The organism is Kaustia mangrovi (genome assembly GCF_015482775.1).
Taxonomy (GTDB): domain Bacteria; phylum Pseudomonadota; class Alphaproteobacteria; order Rhizobiales; family Im1; genus Kaustia; species Kaustia mangrovi.
The window spans coordinates 4418778-4436645 of record NZ_CP058214.1 but is presented as its reverse complement, the minus strand read 5'-3'; the positions used below and the strand labels follow the sequence as shown (position 1 = coordinate 4436645).

12 protein-coding genes are annotated in these 17868 nt (G+C 54.6%); all 12 read left to right on the top strand.

The genetic code is table 11. From position 1 onward, the window contains the following. The first annotated feature begins 25 nt into the window (after positions 1-25). The 12 genes from HW532_RS20920 (at position 26) to HW532_RS20865 (ending at position 16351) form a co-directional block, all read left to right on the top strand. Positions 26-1009: a hypothetical protein gene (locus tag HW532_RS20920; protein WP_213162308.1), complete on the top strand. Its 984-nt coding sequence runs from the start codon at positions 26-28 to the stop codon at positions 1007-1009. A gap of 81 nt (positions 1010-1090) precedes the next feature. Further along, complete coding sequence (locus tag HW532_RS20915) at positions 1091-1711, top strand: hypothetical protein (RefSeq protein ID WP_213162307.1); 621 nt, start codon at positions 1091-1093, stop codon at positions 1709-1711. After that, entirely contained in the window at positions 1708-4095 is a 2388-nt protein-coding gene (locus tag HW532_RS20910) for a phage nozzle protein (RefSeq protein ID WP_484496867.1), read from the top strand. The genes HW532_RS20915 and HW532_RS20910 overlap by 4 nt, the downstream gene beginning before the upstream one ends. A gap of 13 nt (positions 4096-4108) precedes the next feature. Beyond that, positions 4109-4606 carry a virion core protein, T7 gp14 family gene (locus HW532_RS20905; protein ID WP_213162305.1) on the top strand — a complete coding sequence of 166 codons (498 nt, stop codon included), beginning with the start codon at positions 4109-4111 and terminating at the stop codon, positions 4604-4606. Between the two features lie 8 nt (positions 4607-4614). Next, positions 4615-7728, top strand: coding sequence for a cell wall hydrolase (locus tag HW532_RS20900; RefSeq protein WP_213162304.1), 3114 nt, complete (start codon positions 4615-4617; stop codon positions 7726-7728). Between the two features lie 50 nt (positions 7729-7778). Beyond that, a complete protein-coding gene (locus HW532_RS20895; RefSeq protein WP_213162303.1) occupies positions 7779-8657 on the top strand; it encodes a hypothetical protein in 879 nt (292 codons plus the stop codon). Positions 8658-8680: 23 nt separating this feature from the next. Next, a complete protein-coding gene (locus HW532_RS20890; protein ID WP_213162302.1) occupies positions 8681-11164 on the top strand; it encodes a hypothetical protein in 2484 nt (827 codons plus the stop codon). A gap of 49 nt (positions 11165-11213) precedes the next feature. Further along, entirely contained in the window at positions 11214-12560 is a 1347-nt protein-coding gene (locus HW532_RS20885; RefSeq protein WP_213162301.1) for a phage tail fiber domain-containing protein, read from the top strand. After that, positions 12560-13234 (top strand): hypothetical protein, encoded by a 675-nt coding sequence (locus tag HW532_RS20880; protein WP_213162300.1) that lies wholly within the window; start codon positions 12560-12562, stop codon positions 13232-13234. Before HW532_RS20885 ends, HW532_RS20880 begins: the two co-directional genes overlap by 1 nt. 513 nt (positions 13235-13747) lie before the next feature. Next, positions 13748-14050 (top strand): hypothetical protein, encoded by a 303-nt coding sequence (locus tag HW532_RS20875; RefSeq protein WP_213162299.1) that lies wholly within the window; start codon positions 13748-13750, stop codon positions 14048-14050. A gap of 63 nt (positions 14051-14113) precedes the next feature. Next, positions 14114-15907, top strand: coding sequence for a phage terminase large subunit (gene terL, locus HW532_RS20870; RefSeq protein WP_213162298.1), 1794 nt, complete (start codon positions 14114-14116; stop codon positions 15905-15907). A 27-nt stretch (positions 15908-15934) separates the two neighbouring features. Beyond that, on the top strand, positions 15935-16351 hold the full coding sequence (locus HW532_RS20865) for a hypothetical protein (protein ID WP_213162297.1): 417 nt from the start codon (positions 15935-15937) through the stop codon (positions 16349-16351). The last annotated feature ends 1517 nt before the right edge of the window (positions 16352-17868 follow it).

Genomic DNA, 17868 nt, shown 5'->3' with positions numbered 1-17868 from the left:
CCATACATTTCTAACAGGAGTATTAATGTCACTTCCTACCGATAGCTCGCACCTTTCTGAGGTCGGGCCGGAACTTCTGCTTGAGCAGTACGGTGGAGAGGTCGAGAGCCAGTTTAAGAAGACCTCGATCATGCGCCAGTACGCTCGCATCCGTCCCGTCCGTGGTACGGATACCATTACGAATAACCGTGTTGGCCGCACGACTCTCAAGGCCCTTACGCCGGGTGTCCGTCCCGAGGCTGAGAACACCCCGTTCGGTAAGGTCTCGCTGACCGTCGATACGGTCGTCCTTGCCCGCGATAACCGGTCCATGCTGAATGAGCTACAGACGCACTTCGATGCGCGCATGGAGCTCGCTCAGGATCACGGCAAGGAGATCGGGTACTTCTTCGATCAGTCGTTCATCATCATGGGCATCAAGGGCTCCGAGGCCCCTGCCCCGGTGCTCGGCGCAGGCACGCCCTCTAAGCAGTCCATCGGCCCCGGCAAGAACGTCATCCTTGCCGCCGCTGGCGACGAGAGCGATCCCGACAAGCTGTACCGTGGTATTGCGGACATTATTGTCGATATGGAAGAGGATGAGATCCCGGTCGAGGAACTGGTTGTCTTCGTCCGTCCGACCGAGTTCGACATTCTCCTTGAGAACGACAAGCTGATCCGTTCGGAGTATTCCAACGGCAATGGTGACTTCGCGAAGGGTATCATCTGGTCGATCAAGGGCGCTCGTATCGTCAAGACGGCGCGTATCCCGCGCAATGCGATCACGGGCCACTACCTGTCGAACGCGCAGAACAGCAATGCATATGACGTTACCGCCGATCAGGCGGGCGCTGTTGCGGTCATCCTGCATCCGAAGTCGCTGATGGCCGGTGAGACCATCCCGCTCACTAGCGATATCTGGTTCAACCGCGAAGAGAAGCAGTGGTTCATTGACAGCTTCCTCGCCTTCGGCGTGACGGTGAACCGTCCTGACGTGTGCGGCGCTGTGTTTAAGTACAGGGCACCGTAACATCGGACTACCCAGCGAACGCTGAATACAGCCCGCTCTCAATTACGAGGGCGGGCTTTTTGCATACTTGGAGATATTACGGTGAACCGTCTTAATATTATTCGACATATGCTTTCCGTTGTCGGTGAGGGCGGCGTCAGCAACGAGGATAGTACGCATCCGTCTGTTCAGACAGCCAACGGAATTATCGACACCGAGAACCTTGATCTACAGGGGCGCGGATGGTGGTTCAACCGGGAACATGCACTTACGCTCGTTCCAGATAATCGTGGAGAGGTCGTCGTACCTGCCTCGACCATCGGCTTCAAGATAAGCTCTGTCGCACACAAGTCGCCTGCGGAGAAGAAGCGATACGTCAAGCGCGGTTATCGCGTTTACGATACTATCGCACATACATATGATATTGGATGCTCCATTGTCGCTGATACAGTTACACTGCTGTCTATCGATGATCTACCCGCGCTTGCCGGCAACTATCTAATGCGCAAGTGCGCGTACGAGATGTATATCGACGATGACGGGGACCAGTTCAAGACGAACAAGCTAGAGAGCGCTGCCGCTAGAGCATGGCAGTCCCTATACTCGGCTGAAATGCAGTACCTCGCGGTGAACGCGCTGGACAGCCCGCAGGCACGGCGCCTCCGGGCCGGTGTGGGTGGGTCGTCCTTGAACCCGAACCTCATTGGAGGGAGGGCCAGGTGAAGGTCGATGGCAGCCTAAAGTCATTACTACAGGGCATCTCCCAACAGCCACCCCGTGACCGGCTTCCGGGACAAGGGACGCTGCAAGAGAACATGAGCAGCGATCCGGTCACTGGCCTCACAAGGCGCTCCCCTACGGACCTTGTGGGCCTGCTCGGGACATCAACAGCGGTACGCGGATGGCAGGATTTTGAGACGCAGGACGGACGTAAATTCCTTGCGTTCTTCCACGACAACGAAGTCGAGGTATTCGATCTGAACGGTGTGCCGCAGACCGTCACCTACGAGGGTACTGCGCAAGATTACCTGAATGTAGACGGGAATATCAGAACCACAACCACGGATGACGACGAGACGTATGTTGTCAATACAGGTGTGGTCACAGGTATGCTCCCTGACACAAAAAACTACCTTGGTACTGGAACCGAGGGTATTGGAATCATTCAGGTTCTTGGTGGCGCTTACAGCCGGAAGTACACCATCCGAAAAGACGGTGTTGATATTGCTACGTATCAAACGCCGAATGGTGACTCGGCCAGTGAAGTCGATAATCTGCGTACCACATACATTGCCAGCAAGCTAGAGAACAAGCTTAATGATAGCCTCAATCCGGGCAGCACGGACTACGTAGTCTTACGGAAAGAAGACGTTGTTGTCGTGTACAACCCTAATGAAGATTTTACACTTACCGGATCGGACGATCAGGGCAATATCAATCTCAAGGTGAGTACTAATACGGTACCAGAAACCGGGGACCTTCCTCGACTGGCCCCGCACTTGTACATCATGCGGATCGCGGAACATACCGACCCGGATGAGGATGTCTTCTTCAAGTTCGTCGTAGAGGGCGAAGAGGATAATGAAACACCTGACCTGAACCTACTTGGGCAGGCGGGATACTGGCAGGAATGCGTTGCCCCGGATACGCCCACGACAATCGATCCGACAACGATGCCCCATGTACTGGTGTACGACCAGAACACCGGTGAGTTCACTTTCCGACAAGAGGAGTGGGCGCAGAGGGAGGCCGGGACCACTACATCTAACCCGGACCCCAGCTTCATCGACAGAACAATCCGAGACGTGGGCGGGTTTCAGGGGCGGCTGGCGTTTGTGGCCGGGTCCAGCTTTATCGCCTCTCGTACGGATAAACTGACAAATTTCTTCTTTGGGTCGATATCGGCTCAGGCTGATACCGATCCTATCGACATTAAGTCGAAGGTGGAGAATAGCACCATAGAGAATATTGTAGAGTACAATAAGGATTTGGTCATGTTCTCTAGCAAGGGTCAGTTCCTTATGCCGGGTCGTACAGCGGCTACACCGGCCAATGCCGCGCTTTCTCTTACAAGCTCATTCGAGGCTAACATGAATGCACAGCCCGTTGTAGCGGGCGCTAATGTGTACTTTGCTACGGACTTTGGCAAGTATACCGGTATACGTGAGTTCTTCGCGGAAGGCGCATCCGAGATCAACGACAGCCGACCGATCACGTCACACGTCAAGAACTACATAGACGGTCACGTTGTTCATATGAGTACGTCATCTAATTATGAGACGCTGCTTGTTACTTCAGATGGCGATCTACACAAATTGTATGTGTACCAGTTCATTTGGGCCGACAAGGAGAAGGTGCAGTCTGCATGGCATCACTGGACGCTGCCGAACGAGGCTGTATACCATTTCTTTGATGATGAGTTCGTGTACATCGTACAGAAAGACGGAGATACTTATTATCTTACACGCCTTTCTCTTGATTTGCACGACGAGACTGGCGTTGGATATCCTATATATCTGGATGATCGTTTCGACGTATTCGATATGTATGACGCATTCCAGCTTCCGTACGACTATATGAGCGGCAGCGACCTAGTTGTCGTTCAGGGATCGGATTGCCCTAACCCCGGACTTACCGTCCCGATCAAGAGCATTGATTACGATAGCGGACTAGGTACGTACGTAGTAACTCTGAGCAAGAGCATGCTCGGCGGTGATGTTGTGGTAGGGACTAGGTTCGCATCTCGATACAGGCCCACCATGCCCGCTGTAAAGGACAAGGATGGCGTCGTGATTGCGACAGGTAAGCTCAAGCTCAAGTCGCTTCTCGTGTCTCTGTCGGATACCGGGCACATCTCTGGACAGGTCGTGTCAAAGTACGGAGACGGTCCTGTAGTGTCTTTCGACGGTCGTATCGTCGGAGCCATCAACAATATTGTTGGAGAGCAGCCGCTATCTGACGACATCTTCAAAATGCCATTCAGGCAGAACGTCAAACACGCTTCTGTAGAGTTCTTCACGAACAGTCACCTTCCCATGACGATGCTCGATATCGAGTGGGTCGGACACTACACCAAGCGTGGACGTAGGATTAGCACCGGAGCGTAGTATGTGGGCACATATGGCCTTCGAGCAGGGACTGAACCTGTTCAAACACGGTGCATCGTTCATCGCTGGTCAGCAGGAGGCGGAAGCAAAGCGGGCATGGCAGAAGTACAATAATGCCATGGTCCGCCTTGCGGATGCCCAAAACCAGAATGCGATCACTACGAATAGAAACCTCGCTATCGAGCGGAGCACGGAGCAAGGCTTCCAGATCGAGCGCAGCGAGTACGTTACGAAAGCCGCTGCCGAGGTTGCCGCCGCTGCCATTCAGACGGAGGGTCGGTCTGTAAACCAGACGCTCTTCCAGATCGAGAGCAACGCGGCACATGCACAGGCCCGCCGCAAGGCTGACCTAGAGGCGCAGTTCGCTGCATTCGACCATCAGCGTATGACGAGTGCATTCCAAGCTGCCCAGCAGATCGACTATTCGATCATCCCGGAGCCCAGCCCGGTTTCATCCCTGCTCGGCTTCGGTGCAGAGGCGTTCGATATCTACAGTAACTATACAACTTAAGGATACCCATGGCACAGAATGACGGACGGCGAGAAGTCGTCAAAGACCCGCTGGCCGTGTCTGGCCGGGAGGTCTCCCCGGAGCGGTCCCTCTCGCTTTCTGGCGTAAGGGCACCGCGCCCCGGTAGTACGAGTGGAGCCGGATCGACAGCCGCTCAGATGTCGTCGGCCTTCGATACCCTACAGAGTACATTCTCGAATTACGTAGAGGATAAAAAGGACGACTGGATCGCTGAGGGCAAGCTGGCCTACATGTCCGGTAAGACAGAGGCCGATCTTCTCAAGAACGGGAACAGGTTCACGCATCAGGGTTTTCTACAGCTTAAAGTACAGGATGATGTGAACAGGTGGTACATGCAGGAGGCTGCGGATATCGACGCAGCCAATAGCCGAATGTCACCGGACGAGTATCAGGGATACGTCGCGTCCAAGCGGGCTGCATACCTTGACACAATTGAAGACCCGTACGCGAAGAAGATTGCTGTTGCTGCGTTCGAGCAGCATGCGCCTGCACTGGTAAAATCTCAGTTCGTAAAGAACAACGAGTATGAGCGCGAACAGCGCATCAACCAGTTCGGAGAGACGCTACGCTCGCTGTCGCAGACTAGCCCTGTTAAATCCGTGGTGGACGAGAACGGCCCGCTAAAGCTAGCGCCTAAACCAGTCCTCCCTGTGATGCAGAGCACCAAGCGCGACCGCGATATCGGTATCCGCACTATTCTAGGTGAGGCTGCCAATCAGGGTTCTACCGGTATGTCTGCGGTTGCCCACGTTCTGCGGAACAGGGCTGTAGACGGTAGGTGGCCCAAGAGCATCGCCGGTGTGGCATTACAGGATAAGCAGTTCAGCGCATGGAACTCCGGCGCTGGGGGCAACGGGCTCGTCTATAAGTACGGCCCTGGCTCCGCAATGTATGAAAAGGCCGGTAAGGTTTACGACGCGGTTATGTCCGGTCGTCATGTTGATCCTACAGGCGGAGCTACGCACTACTACAGCCCGCGTGGGATGGAGGCCCTTGTCGGTAGCGGGGCACAGACTAACCGCCTTCCGAACTGGCTCCGTTCCGAGAGTGCCCGAGGCGGCGGCGTTACCAAGATCGGTGGGCATATCTTCGCAGGCAAGGCGAGACTGCCGAAGTCTACCCGGAAGCTGATTGAGCTTCCCGAAGGCGTCAATGACCTGAATACCGTGGCGCAGGACGAAGGCGTATCCGTCACCGGCGTCAAGGAAACCGGGGCGGCTAACGAGCTTCAAGAGTATGTGTTCGGCACTAGCAACCTGAATGACAGCGACAAGGCTACAGCGCTTTCTAGCGCTATGGCTTCGGACCTTGCTGCCGGTGACGATACCCTGTTTCGAGATGCAGGCGGGGTATCCGCCCTGATCCGGCTTGGAGCCTCCCCCAAGGAGATCAACAAGGTTCGTCGCGCTGAGGCTGCATACCAGAAGAAGCAGCTTGATCAGTATGACAGCGCTTTCGAGGCTTGGCGAGCAGACCTTATCGAGCGTGCCAGTAATGGCGAGGACATCGATGCACTCCGGGTTGAGATCGAACAGAAAGTCGAGCAGGGCAAGCTTGACGACAACGAGGCACAGAGCCTCGCTCGTAATGCCGCAAACAAGGCCCGCATAGCCGGATCGGATAGCAACCTAGATGGTAACGTCGATTACCTGACCGAGATCGGCGGACTATATCAGCAGATCAAGACGGGCGATCTTGGGTTCGAGGATGCTGCGGAGCAGGCCAAGGATATTGCCAGCCGGTACGGGGCTACCGAGAAGGAAACGAATAACCTTATCGGTAGGATACACAGCATCGATCAGCAGAGGCAGGATGCGCTGCGGAGAGACGCTGAGAAAGCCTACAAGAAGCATCGTGCTAACGAGAAGGCTAAGGGCGATGTCGATGCTGCAATATCGCGCGGCTATGGGCTGAATACACTTAGCGGCTCTATCGATACCGTCAACAATGCGGGTCAGAAGGATAGCGTCTCCAAGAAGCAGTACGGCGTTCATGCAATCAAGACCAAGCACATGAACGCTTGGCGTGAAAAGCAGGAGTCCGGCGAGGTTGAAAAGAGCGAAGCCATTGCCGGTGCACTTCGTGATACGTTCAAAGAGCTACAGAACCACCAAGTTGTTGACGAACAGACACAATCTCAGCTTGTAGGATCGCTTACAGGGAATATCCTTACGAAAGACGGTAGCCTAACCGAGGATGCACTACAGGCTTACGATACGTGGCAAATCCTGCGGAACACACCTGAGATCACTAAAGGCTACCTGTCCAAGACGGTCGGGGATGACTACGTGCGCGGTCTTCTTGAGACGGCATACATCCTAGACAGCGGGAACATGACCGGCGGGGAGGCTCTGCGCAAGGCGCATGAGATCATGAACGATGAGCTTCGTGATCCAGACGACCGGCTCTCCAAGGACGTTGTGTGGCGGAGGAAGCTAGATAAGGGTGTAAACAGTATCCTGTCCGGTAAAGACGACACCCCGTGGTGGCAGTACGTCTTCGGCATTGATACGCCGGACACCGAGGTCGCACAGATGGAACGGCAGAAGGGCCGGGCCATGACCTACGTCCAGAACCGGGCCGAGGCGTACCACCTACAGAACCCGAACATGGACGCGAAGGTAAGCTTGAACCTCGCGCTGGACGACCTTGAGAATAATGCAACAGTTGTAGCAGGCAATGTGCTCGTCACGTCTAGCGGTTCGTTAGCGGAAGATATGGGTATCGGCCAGTTCGGTTCAGATGCTCCCGACGAAGCAATTACAGACTTCATTACGAAGTACGGTGCTGATATTTGGCCTGACGAGTTCGACAATCATAAGGAGGGCTGGCTTGACTTCGCGGGTCGTGCCGCCCTGAATTTCAGTCCTGACGCGACTGTTCGCAGAGACGCGCCCGTCTATATGTCATACAACCAAGATACGGGTATTCTTACAGTAGATCTTTACAAAGATCATGAGACTGGCGAACTTCTCGGCATGCCACGGCATCTTGATGTCAAGGCTATCGGACAGGAGTACTACGACGATAAGACCGAGCCTTCTGCATGGGATGATATGTGGAATAGCGTGTTCAGCTTAGCTCGTCCTGACAACGAATAACGAACAGAGTCAGCCCGTGTATGCGCACGGGCTGGCCTACCGGAGTTAATATGGCAGAAAACACGGTTCCCGGCCTAGTGCCGGTCACAGCGGAGCAGTATGCCGCTGAGGGTGATATTCGTCTCGACCAAGAGGCTCGGGACGGCGGCTTCTTCGATAGTGTCGAGCGCTCGTTCACTAGCGGAGGAAACTATGGCTATCAGATTTACAAGCGCCTTGACCGGGAAGCTAACGCACCTACTCCCGTAGACGGGTACGATCCTCAGTACGACCTAGACCGTCATCGGGACCAGATACCGGGGCGGTACATCAAGGACTTTGTGTACGCGCAATCTCCCGAAGAGTTCCAGATGATCTTCGCGGACATGCAGTCGGAAATGCACGATCAGGCCGTCCTAGCTCGTCGCGGAGGCGTCAGCACATTCGTTGCGGAAGGTCTTGCCGGACTGGTCGATCTAGATACCCCTATTGCGTTCCTCTCGGGCGGCGCAGCAGCCGCTGCGAAGGCTTCACGCTGGACAGGTAGGGCCGCTCGCGGCGCGCTCGCTGGCGGTGCCTCTCAGACCGCTATGGCGACCGTTGCCCACGAGGCCGGGACAACCGGTGACTGGACCGAGATACCGCTGGCGGGATTAGCGGGAATGGGCTTCGGTATGGTCGGCGGCATGATGGCTAAGACCAAGGGCGGTAAGCTCGGTGACACTCCCCGGAGGTCAGTGCGAACGAGGCTATTAACCGGGCTGGACAAGAGTTCACCGAGACCATGGACGAGGGTATGCCTCTCGCAAACCGGGATATCCGGCAGGAGGGCTTCACGAATGAGGACCCGTACGGTAGCCGGTTCCGGGAACAACAAGAGCAGGCGGTTACACAGGAAGGGCGTCAGCCACAGGCATTCGAGCCGGAGCAGACTATACCAGACAGTGTAGGAGAGCGCCCCGAGGGCTCCACTGTGGGCGCGCAGCAACTTCCCTCTCAGGGCGGCATCCGGGATATCAACCACGGTGCTAGCCGAAAGATGGCGCAAGATGCGCAGGACTTCTTTCAGCGCAGCGGAGTGTCTGACGAATATCACTTTGAGAACGACTCGCTTTCCTACAAAGGTAAGGCCGGTGACGCTACAGCCAATGCTGCACGCCGGTTCCATGACTCTGTGAACGCTACCCCGCTTGTTGACGACTTCTCGCGCATGTGGCGCTCCGGCTCCGTTGTGGCGCAGAAGCTTGCATATGACCTCCTTGAGAACTCTGCTGGCATAGTACGGAACAATCGCTCTGCTGCTATGATCAAGGAGCACTACGAGAAGAAACTGCTCGGCTCCTTTATGCCCGCATACCAGAAAGCGTACAGCGCTTGGGCACGGTCGAACGGCATAGGCAAGTGGGATCAAATCTGGTCGGCTCAGGCCCGCGAGCGCTTCAACCGTGAGCTTGTTGGTGAGCTTAATGCCCGTGCATTCGACGGACCTGACGCTCAGAGGAGTGTACATCCCGCTGTCAAAGAAGCTGCTGACGCACATGACCGCTGGTCTGCCACTGATATCGAAGTCGGTAAGGGACGTGTCGGAGAAGACAGCATCAAGGGATACGAGAACCTGAACGCGTACTCCGGGTACTTCTCTCAGAAGTGGAGCGGGTCGAAGATGGCCCGCCTTATACAGTCTGGTCGGTACACTCGTAAACAAATCAGAGATGCCATCGCAGAAGGTTACGTTGCCAAGCACGGCGTACAGCTATCTGATGCTCAAGTATGGGCAGACGCTGTAATGCGCCGATCTATGGCTTCTGATCGTGGATCAGATATGAACCTGATCGGTATCTTGCAGCAGGACGGTCGCGCGTTCCTTGAGGAGATGCTTGAAAACTCCGGTCACAGTAGGTCCGAGATCGACAAGCTGATCGACCGGCTGACTGGTCTCGTAGAACAGCGCGGACAACAGGGCCATACTAAAGGTCGTGTTGATATCGATCTTAGAACCCGTGCTAGCAATGGCATAGATATCATGGACCTCGTTGACACGGATGTTGCCCGCATCGTGCAGCGACGTGCGCGCGGAACTGCTGGACAAGCGGCCCTCGCTCGTAAGGGTATCCGCTCCAAAGCGGATCAGACTGCTATCAAGGAAGCGATCAAGCAGGAGCAGCAGGCTCGTGGCCAGAGCCAAAAGACAGGCGATGCCGTAACGGACTTCGTTGATAGTGACCGGCATCTGACTGACGAAGATATCGATGCGGTGTTCAGCTATTTCGACGCGGGACCTATCGCTGGCGGTCTGAGCCCGACGATCAGCCGGATCAAGAAGCTGACGAACCTGGCCCTGCTTAATCAGCTTGGTCTCACTCAGATTGCAGAGACCGGCGTCCAGATCGCAGCCGTTGGCTGGAAGCGCTGGCTCAGGCACGCCGACGAAGGTCTCAAGGCAGCCATGCGGAACCCGGATAGTCCTCTCGTTACGGAGCTAAAGCATATGAATGTGCTTGTCCCGGAGGAGAAGATGTTCCGCGACGACATGCCCGTGGAGATGGACCGGCTCGGTCCTACCGGCTCTGAGTTCATGCAGAAGGTTGATCACCTGCTTAACACTGGTCAGCGCGTACAGGGCTACATGTCCGGCTTCTATCACGTACGTAAAGCACAGCAGCGCATTGCAGTGACCTCCGCTGCTGACAAGATCATGACGAACATGAAGGGGCTGGCTAACGACCTGACCCCGGAACGGGCTAGGGATATCGGCCTAGATACCGACACGTTCAACAGGATCAAGCAGTACGTAGATAATGGCACTGTTGAGTTTCGTGACGGCCACCTGCACAAGATGAACATGGACCGCTGGGACCCGGTTGATGCCGAGGACTTCGCCCTCAGTATGAACCGGCATGTGTATCAGGTTGTCCAGCGTGCGATGGCGGGAGAAAGTTCGTACCTGTTCCACAAGGACGGTCTTGCCGCCCTCTTCATGCACCTTAAGTCGTTCCCGCTCCTAGCTTTGAACAAGCAGGCATACAGAAATCTGCGTATCTCGGATGAAGTAGCTATGCAGGGCTTCATGCTCGGACTGGCAACGGCTGGCGTGTCGTATTCGGTTAAGCAGGTTGTCAACGGGCGTACCGACCGGCTGTCTCCTGAGCAGGTAGCTAAGGGCGCATTCGGGCTGTCAAACATGGCAGGCTGGATACCCATGTGGACTGACCCACTAGCGGGCATGCTGGGCATGGATAGCCTGCGCTTCAACTCGTATGCACGAGGTATCGAGGAGAACGTAATCAGCACCCCGGCTGCGCTCCCTACGGCCAACCGCGTGTTGAATCTGCCGGGTGCGTTGCTGGACGTAGCAACTGGTAGCTATACGAATAGTGACATCCGTGCACTACAGGCTACGCCAATTATCGGCAATGCCTACGGGTTCACAGCTATTTTCAATGCAATGAAGGAATGAGGGCTCCGGCCCTCTTTCCCGCCTATTAGGATAATAATCGGAGAATTACATGGCCTATTCGCAGATCGTGCGGATTGGCGACGGTGCCACCACGATCTTTGCCGTGAATTTCCCTTTGGGGTACTTGGACGAGGACGATATTTCCTGCCGGGTCGGTAACGAGACGGATGGCACCGGCCAGCCGATCTACAGAAATATTACATTCCTTGGCGGCGATCTTATGGAGATCGATGGTAATGCACCCGCCAATGGTGAGAACGTACTATTCACACGTACTACTAAAAGAAACCAACTCGTCGTTAATTTTTCAGACGGCGATGTCATGGACGAGGACAACCTCGATCTTGGGTTCAAACAGGCAATGCTGCTTGTTCATGAAGTCCTAGACGGTCGAATAGTCGAATACAATACACCGATCGATCTGGGCGGGTTCGGCATCAAGAACATGGCCGATCCCGTTGACGACACAGATGCCGCTACTAAGCAGTATGTTGATATCCGCACGCAGGATATTACTAACGTCGTCAATACGGCTGTTGCTGCCGCTAATTCGGCTGAGGCTGCACGAGACCAGACACTAGCCAGCTTTGATAGCTTCGATGATCGGTACCTCGGTGCGTTCTCGTCCGATCCGGTTACGGACAATGACGGCGATCCTCTGGTCGCGGGCGCTCTGTACTTCAATGATGAAGGCGGCGTTATGCGCGTCTACACCGGTTCGGCGTGGGTTGCTGCGTACGTATCCGGCTCGGGCCTCATGCCCACTTCCGGCGGAGAGTTCACCGGCCCGATAACGCTAAGCGGAGACGCATCGGCTGCACTAGAGCCGATTACCAAACAGCAATTCGATACGAATGCGGTTAAGACATCCGATATTGGATCTGTGGTTAATCCGTACAGCGACCTGTTGTCTTCACTTGATGGTCTAGTCGGCATTCAGGGCATGCTTGTAAAGACAAGCGATACCAATATCGCAGTTCGCGGCCTACTTCCCGGAGACGGAATCTCCATAAATAATGGCGGCCTTATTAATGGAAACGCTACTATCTATGTAGATAGCTCAATATCCCGATCTGGCAAGCTGGACGGTATCACGACCGTAGCCACTGCGAACGTAAATCTGTCGAGCGCATATGCTGGCCACCTAGTGCGGATGACTAGTGGATCAGCCAATACGGCTACAATCCAGACCGACGCCAACGGCAGCTTCTCTGGTTATACATGGATCACGGTGCAGCAGGTTGGTGCGGGCGTAACTACGATTACGGCGGTGGCAGGCGTTCTTCTGAATGGTGTCGATGGTGGATCGGTAGATGTACCGGGTACGTTCTCTACTATCACGATTGTTCGTGTGTCTGCTAACTCGTGGACGGTGAACGTAGACGGGGTTGCGTAATGACGGCATTCCCCATGCTCGCCGCAGTAGGACGATCCAAGATTAGGCTGGTAGCGGCCACGACCTCCTCCACCAATCAGGTGCTCATATCGGCCAAGGCCCGTGAGGGCGACCTCGCTGTTCTGTTCGATGCCAGCTTTAATGTTGAAAGCAGACCAAATACCGCGCTGCCCACGGGGTGGGGCTCACATATCAACGACAGCTATAAGCAAGAAGTTGCGGGCAAGACCATCTCCGGAGGACGCGCGATAATCAGCTCGAAGATACTCACTGCCGGAGATGCTGGTGCCACCGTCACAGGGATGGACACAAACGCAACCGTCCGCAAGACGCTTCTGGTGTTTCGGGCTCGTAAACCGATCATTGCGAGATCGGCGGTAGACCCGAAAGGGTACATTGGCCTTGCCGATCCAGACCAACGGGACCTGACATTCGGGGCCAATGCACCGCCTGCGATTGTGCTTGCCTTCGCTGCCACAGCTAACACAGGAAATGGAGATGTCGCGTTCACCGTGCAGACTCCGCCATTTGAGGAGTTGGTTGCCAATACGGGGAATCAGATCACCGGCTACACGATCTTTCAAGACGGCGATGCGGTGCCAGACCAGTCCTTCGACATGGACGATCTCTCTAGAAACGCCATGTTTGGGCTCTATCTCCAGATCGCTACGTGATCTCATGCTGAACCTACTGTCCAGCATGCTCAAACCAGACGCGCTCCTGCACGGAGCCGTTGCTATCGTCCTAGCCTGCCTGATCGGATTGCCTGCACATACAGCATGGGCACCCTTCGTTGTGTCCTCGTGGTTCTTCCTTCGGGAGCTTACGCAATGGCAGGCCCGCTACGCTGACAACGATGTCAGGGCGGGCTGGGCCTTCTGGCGGGAGTGGAGCGAGGACAAGCAGGCGGAGGCGTATGTACCGATTGTCGCGTCGTGGGCCGCATACATGGCCTACACCCTGTACTTAACCTAATGGACATTTCATGCACGAACTAGGCTCTGCGCTGCTAGACGCGGCGTTGAAGTACGCCGGCATTGTGATGGCCTTGTTCGTAGCGCAGATCAGTACATTGACCGCAATGGGGGCATTCGTGCTCCTAGTGCTCAAGATTATTGTGATGCTTCCGCAGGCGCGGGATGCACTACGGAAAGTGTCGTCCAAGCCGACAAGAGAGAAGAACGACGATGGCTAAGGGACCTGCCAAGGAAGGAACCCTAGGCGACCTGCATAACCGGGTCGCTGAGGTCATGATTGGTGCTCTGGATCAGATCAAGGCTCAGCAAGAGGCGAGCGATCCCGGTAACGAGGATATGCCGCCTCCTGAGCCCAACTCGGCCCTACTCTCGGTCATGGTTCGGTTCCTGAACGATAATAAGATCACCTGTGCTCCCGAGAACGGGAACCAGATGAGCGAATTGGAAAAGAAGCTCGCTGAGAAGAAGCGTAAGCGGGTTGGAAATGTCGTGCATTTACACGACGAAGACTAATGGCCTTATTACAGGCGGCTCTACGGAGCCGTCTTCATAAGTTCATTACAATACGGAGGCGGCATGGCCGTCAGAGAAAGCGTCGAGGAAGCCCTCGAACGCTGGCGGCAGCTTGAGCTTCTACAGGATCACTACGCCGAGTTCGAGGACTTTCTTCGTGACGTAATTGAAGACCTTATGGGCTTCACATGTACGGAAGTCCAGACTGATATTGGTCACTATATCGCTAATGGACCTAGCTACCGGATGGTGCAGGCCCAGCGTGGACAGGCCAAGACTACAATTACAGCGGCATATGCCGTTTGGAAGCTTATTCACAACCCCAAGACCCGCGTTCTGATTATCTCGGCTGGTGACACTCAGGCTACTGAGATCGCCAACTGGATTATTCAGATTATCATGGGGATGGACGAGCTTGAGTGTATGCGTCCTGACAGGCGCAATGGCGACCGGGCGTCCGTCGAGGCGTTCGACGTGCATTACAGCCTCAAGGGACCTGAGAAGTCCCCGTCCGTGGCTTGTATCGGCATCACTGCGAACATGCAGGGCAAACGTGCCGATCTGCTAATCGCGGACGATGTTGAGAGCCAGAAGAACAGCCAGACGCAGACACAGCGCGAACGCCTTAAGCTGCTTACGCTGGACTTCACGTCGATCTGCTCCAAGGGCGACATCATCTGGCTTGGCACCCCGCAGAGCATCGATAGCGTTTACAACGGTCTGCCCGGTCGTGGATACGATATCCGCATCTGGACTGGCCGGTATCCGACACAGGAAGAGCTTGCCGACTACGGGCCGTACTTGGCCCCGCTCATTAGGAACAGGCTAGAGCTTGATCCAAGCCTGCAAACAGGCGGTGGGCCGGAAGGCTCTCGCGGGCAGCCAGTCGATCCCGTCCTTCTTGGCGAGGAAGACCTGATCAAGAAGGAGATCGATCAGGGCGCTGCTTACTTCCAGCTACAGCACATGCTGAGCACGAAGCTGAGCGATCAGGGCCGGTTCCCTCTCAAGGTCGGCAATATCCGCCTAGTGGCCTTCGATACCACGGTCATGCGGGCTCCTATGAGCATCACCTTCGCTCGAACCGAGGATGCGCGTATCCGTATGCCGGATGGGCACCCGCTCAAGGACAGCATGTACCGGGTTATCGCTATTGATGACTTCGGGGAGCTACAGGGCTGGCATATGTACGTCGATCCCGCTGGCGGTGGCCAGAACGGCGACGAGACGGCCTATGCGGTAACAGGCTTCTGCTCCGGCAGGGCCTTTCTGGTGGATGTCGGCGGGGTTCCCGGAGGCGTCACTGAGGAAGCTCTGGACGCCCTCACAGCGGTCGCTAAGCGCTGGGAGCCCAAGACCATCTCTATCGAGAAAAACTTCGGCAATGGCGCTCTATCGAGCGTATGGACCCCTCGCCTTCTCAAGGCCCACAAGTGCGGTATCGAGGACGTGTGGGAGAGCGGCCAGAAAGAGCTTCGTATCATCGATACTCTAGAGCCGATAATTGGCGCTGGTAAGTTCGTCGTGCACGAGGACCTCATCGCTAAGGATTGGGAAGAGTGTCTTAAGCATCCTGCTGATGTCCGTAGTACATATAGCCTTTTCTGGCAGATGTGCCGTATCACCCGTGACAGGGGATCGCTTCTGCATGAGGACCGGCTTGATGCTGTAGCCGGCTCTGTACGCAATTGGGTCGATCTTATGGCTATCGATGATGAGAAATCCAGAGCTAAGGCCAAGCAAGATCAATACAACAAGATGATGAAGGACCCGATTGGCAGCGGAAGGCCCTTGAGGGGTCAGATTGGCAAGGTACTTCATCAGCCAAATGCGCTCCGTAGACACGGACTGCGCTAACGCATTCTAGTACTAGGAACTGTAAATATGTCTGATAACACCAAGGATGCCGCTAAGGCGGCGAACGAGGCTAGCGATGCGGCTTTTGCGTCGGATGTAGCCCGTATTCTCAAGTCGGTCAGCAAGAACCCGGCTGAGGTCGAGTTCCCGCGTGATCCGTGGGGTATGACTACTGAACTTCGTAGGGCCGGTCTCCGGGCTGCGGCGTCCGTTCGTGGTAACGAAGAGAAGCAGCGCCTGTATCTGGCTACGCTCCAAGTCCTCGCAGCGCATGTCAAGGCTCGTCTGAAAGACGATCAGGCTGCGTTCAAGGCTCGTCTCGAACGTCAGGCTGCTCTCGCTCGCAATGAGCGTGTGTACGGTCGGTATAACGCCGCGCCTGCCCCGGCTCCGGCCAAGGAAGAGGCCGTCCCGGCTAAGGGAACCGAGAAGGGATCCGAATAAGGCTCTCAGGAGTCCGTCAGGAGCCGCTAGCGCTTCACAGCTACCCTTGTGGCTGTCGATCCTAGAATGGCTTCTGGCGGTGCCTCTGTGGCTCGGCAATCATATACTAAAAGGCTCAGGGAGGGTCGGTGCTGGCAGAACAGCCTTCCCTAGCTCCCTGAGCCAGATACCGGGAGCTATAAGCCCCGGTGTGCGCCCAAGATACGTCCCTGTGTCCAGAGATCGAGATCAGGCGCTGTATGAGAATGGACCTTATACCAATCTGACATGCGCATCAAGCATTACCTGCACATATCAGAACGGATTACATACTGTCTATAATGCAGATATAATACAGGTCAGATTTCAAATATGGTGCAGTTTTTCGTGCGGGTATCCAATACACAGCTCGCGCAAGTTTCCCCCATAGGGCCTGCATGCGGGCCTTGGGATATAGCCATAGAGAAACTTGCATCGATCATTGTATGCAACTTTGTATCGATACCGGTATAAGGGCCGGTATACCCTTGTGTCTTTATAAGTACGGTCACTGTGTCGTTAGATCGTATATATCCTAGCTCTTACTCTAGTATCCATCCGGATATTGCAAGCTATCTGTGTAGCTAAGAATAAGAGCGGATATCTGTATCTTGTTCAATTTCATTCATGCGCTATGTATCTAGCACCGACTTGTATATACCTTGGATAACATACCCAGTATCTAACCTAGTATGTATCCTTGTAATTGATCTAGCTGTTAGCTGGAATTGGTCTGACTAGCTCTATTCCCGCCTATTAGGACAATAAGCTCTAGCTACCTTTCTAGCTATATCTAGGCCGAATTAAGGCATTCTCACGTATCTGTATTAAAAGACTACTAATATAGATACCAACTATATACTGATAAGATATACTATAAATATATACTAATAGATACCTACTAACTATCTAGGAATGAACAGAAGATAATACAGCTATGAATTAATATAGATACATACATAGATACTAACTAGATACCTATAGACCGTTGACGTTCTATCTACAGAACGAATGTACGGAATTACAAACATACCAGGTAGCACTAGGCTATGGGCTACCGGTCTATCTAGTGCGTGCAAATCACCACCGATAACGTACGGTTTGAGCACATTCTTAGCTCGCCATGCGGGCTATATCCGCCATATATCGTCCTACAGATATAATTTCTCAAAATTTCTTTTCCTTACAAATCAATAGCTTAACCACAATACGGGATTAAATACGGATCAATCTACGAATTAGCGTTTGACGGAATATCCGTATCCATGCTCTAAGAGAGTCATCAACGGCAACGGACCGACGCCACAGACGGCGACGGAAACCGGGGCGGGGATAGGTCCGGGACTAAATCCGGGGACAGTGTCAGGTTCCTAGCTGATACCCTTTCATGGCCTAACCGGATAGCGAGTTGCTATCCCATGCACGGCAACGGTGCGGCCTACGAGGAAACTACAGAGTTTCGGACGGTGGCGAGCCGTTCTATCACGCAAGCCTAGCTT

Excerpts from the sequence above, each read along its gene's own strand:
- terL (WP_213162298.1), top strand. The coding sequence starts at position 14,114 with ATGGCCGTCAGAGAAAGCGTCGAGGAAGCCCTCGAACGCTGGCGGCAG.
- HW532_RS20880 (WP_213162300.1), top strand. The coding sequence starts at position 12,560 with ATGACGGCATTCCCCATGCTCGCCGCAGTAGGACGATCCAAGATTAGG.
- HW532_RS20905 (WP_213162305.1), top strand. The coding sequence starts at position 4,109 with ATGGCCTTCGAGCAGGGACTGAACCTGTTCAAACACGGTGCATCGTTC.
- HW532_RS20885 (WP_213162301.1), top strand. The coding sequence starts at position 11,214 with ATGGCCTATTCGCAGATCGTGCGGATTGGCGACGGTGCCACCACGATC.
- HW532_RS20865 (WP_213162297.1), top strand. The coding sequence starts at position 15,935 with ATGTCTGATAACACCAAGGATGCCGCTAAGGCGGCGAACGAGGCTAGC.
- HW532_RS20900 (WP_213162304.1), top strand. The coding sequence starts at position 4,615 with ATGGCACAGAATGACGGACGGCGAGAAGTCGTCAAAGACCCGCTGGCC.
- HW532_RS20895 (WP_213162303.1), top strand. The coding sequence starts at position 7,779 with ATGGCAGAAAACACGGTTCCCGGCCTAGTGCCGGTCACAGCGGAGCAG.
- HW532_RS20875 (WP_213162299.1), top strand. The coding sequence starts at position 13,748 with ATGGCTAAGGGACCTGCCAAGGAAGGAACCCTAGGCGACCTGCATAAC.
- HW532_RS20920 (WP_213162308.1), top strand. The coding sequence starts at position 26 with ATGTCACTTCCTACCGATAGCTCGCACCTTTCTGAGGTCGGGCCGGAA.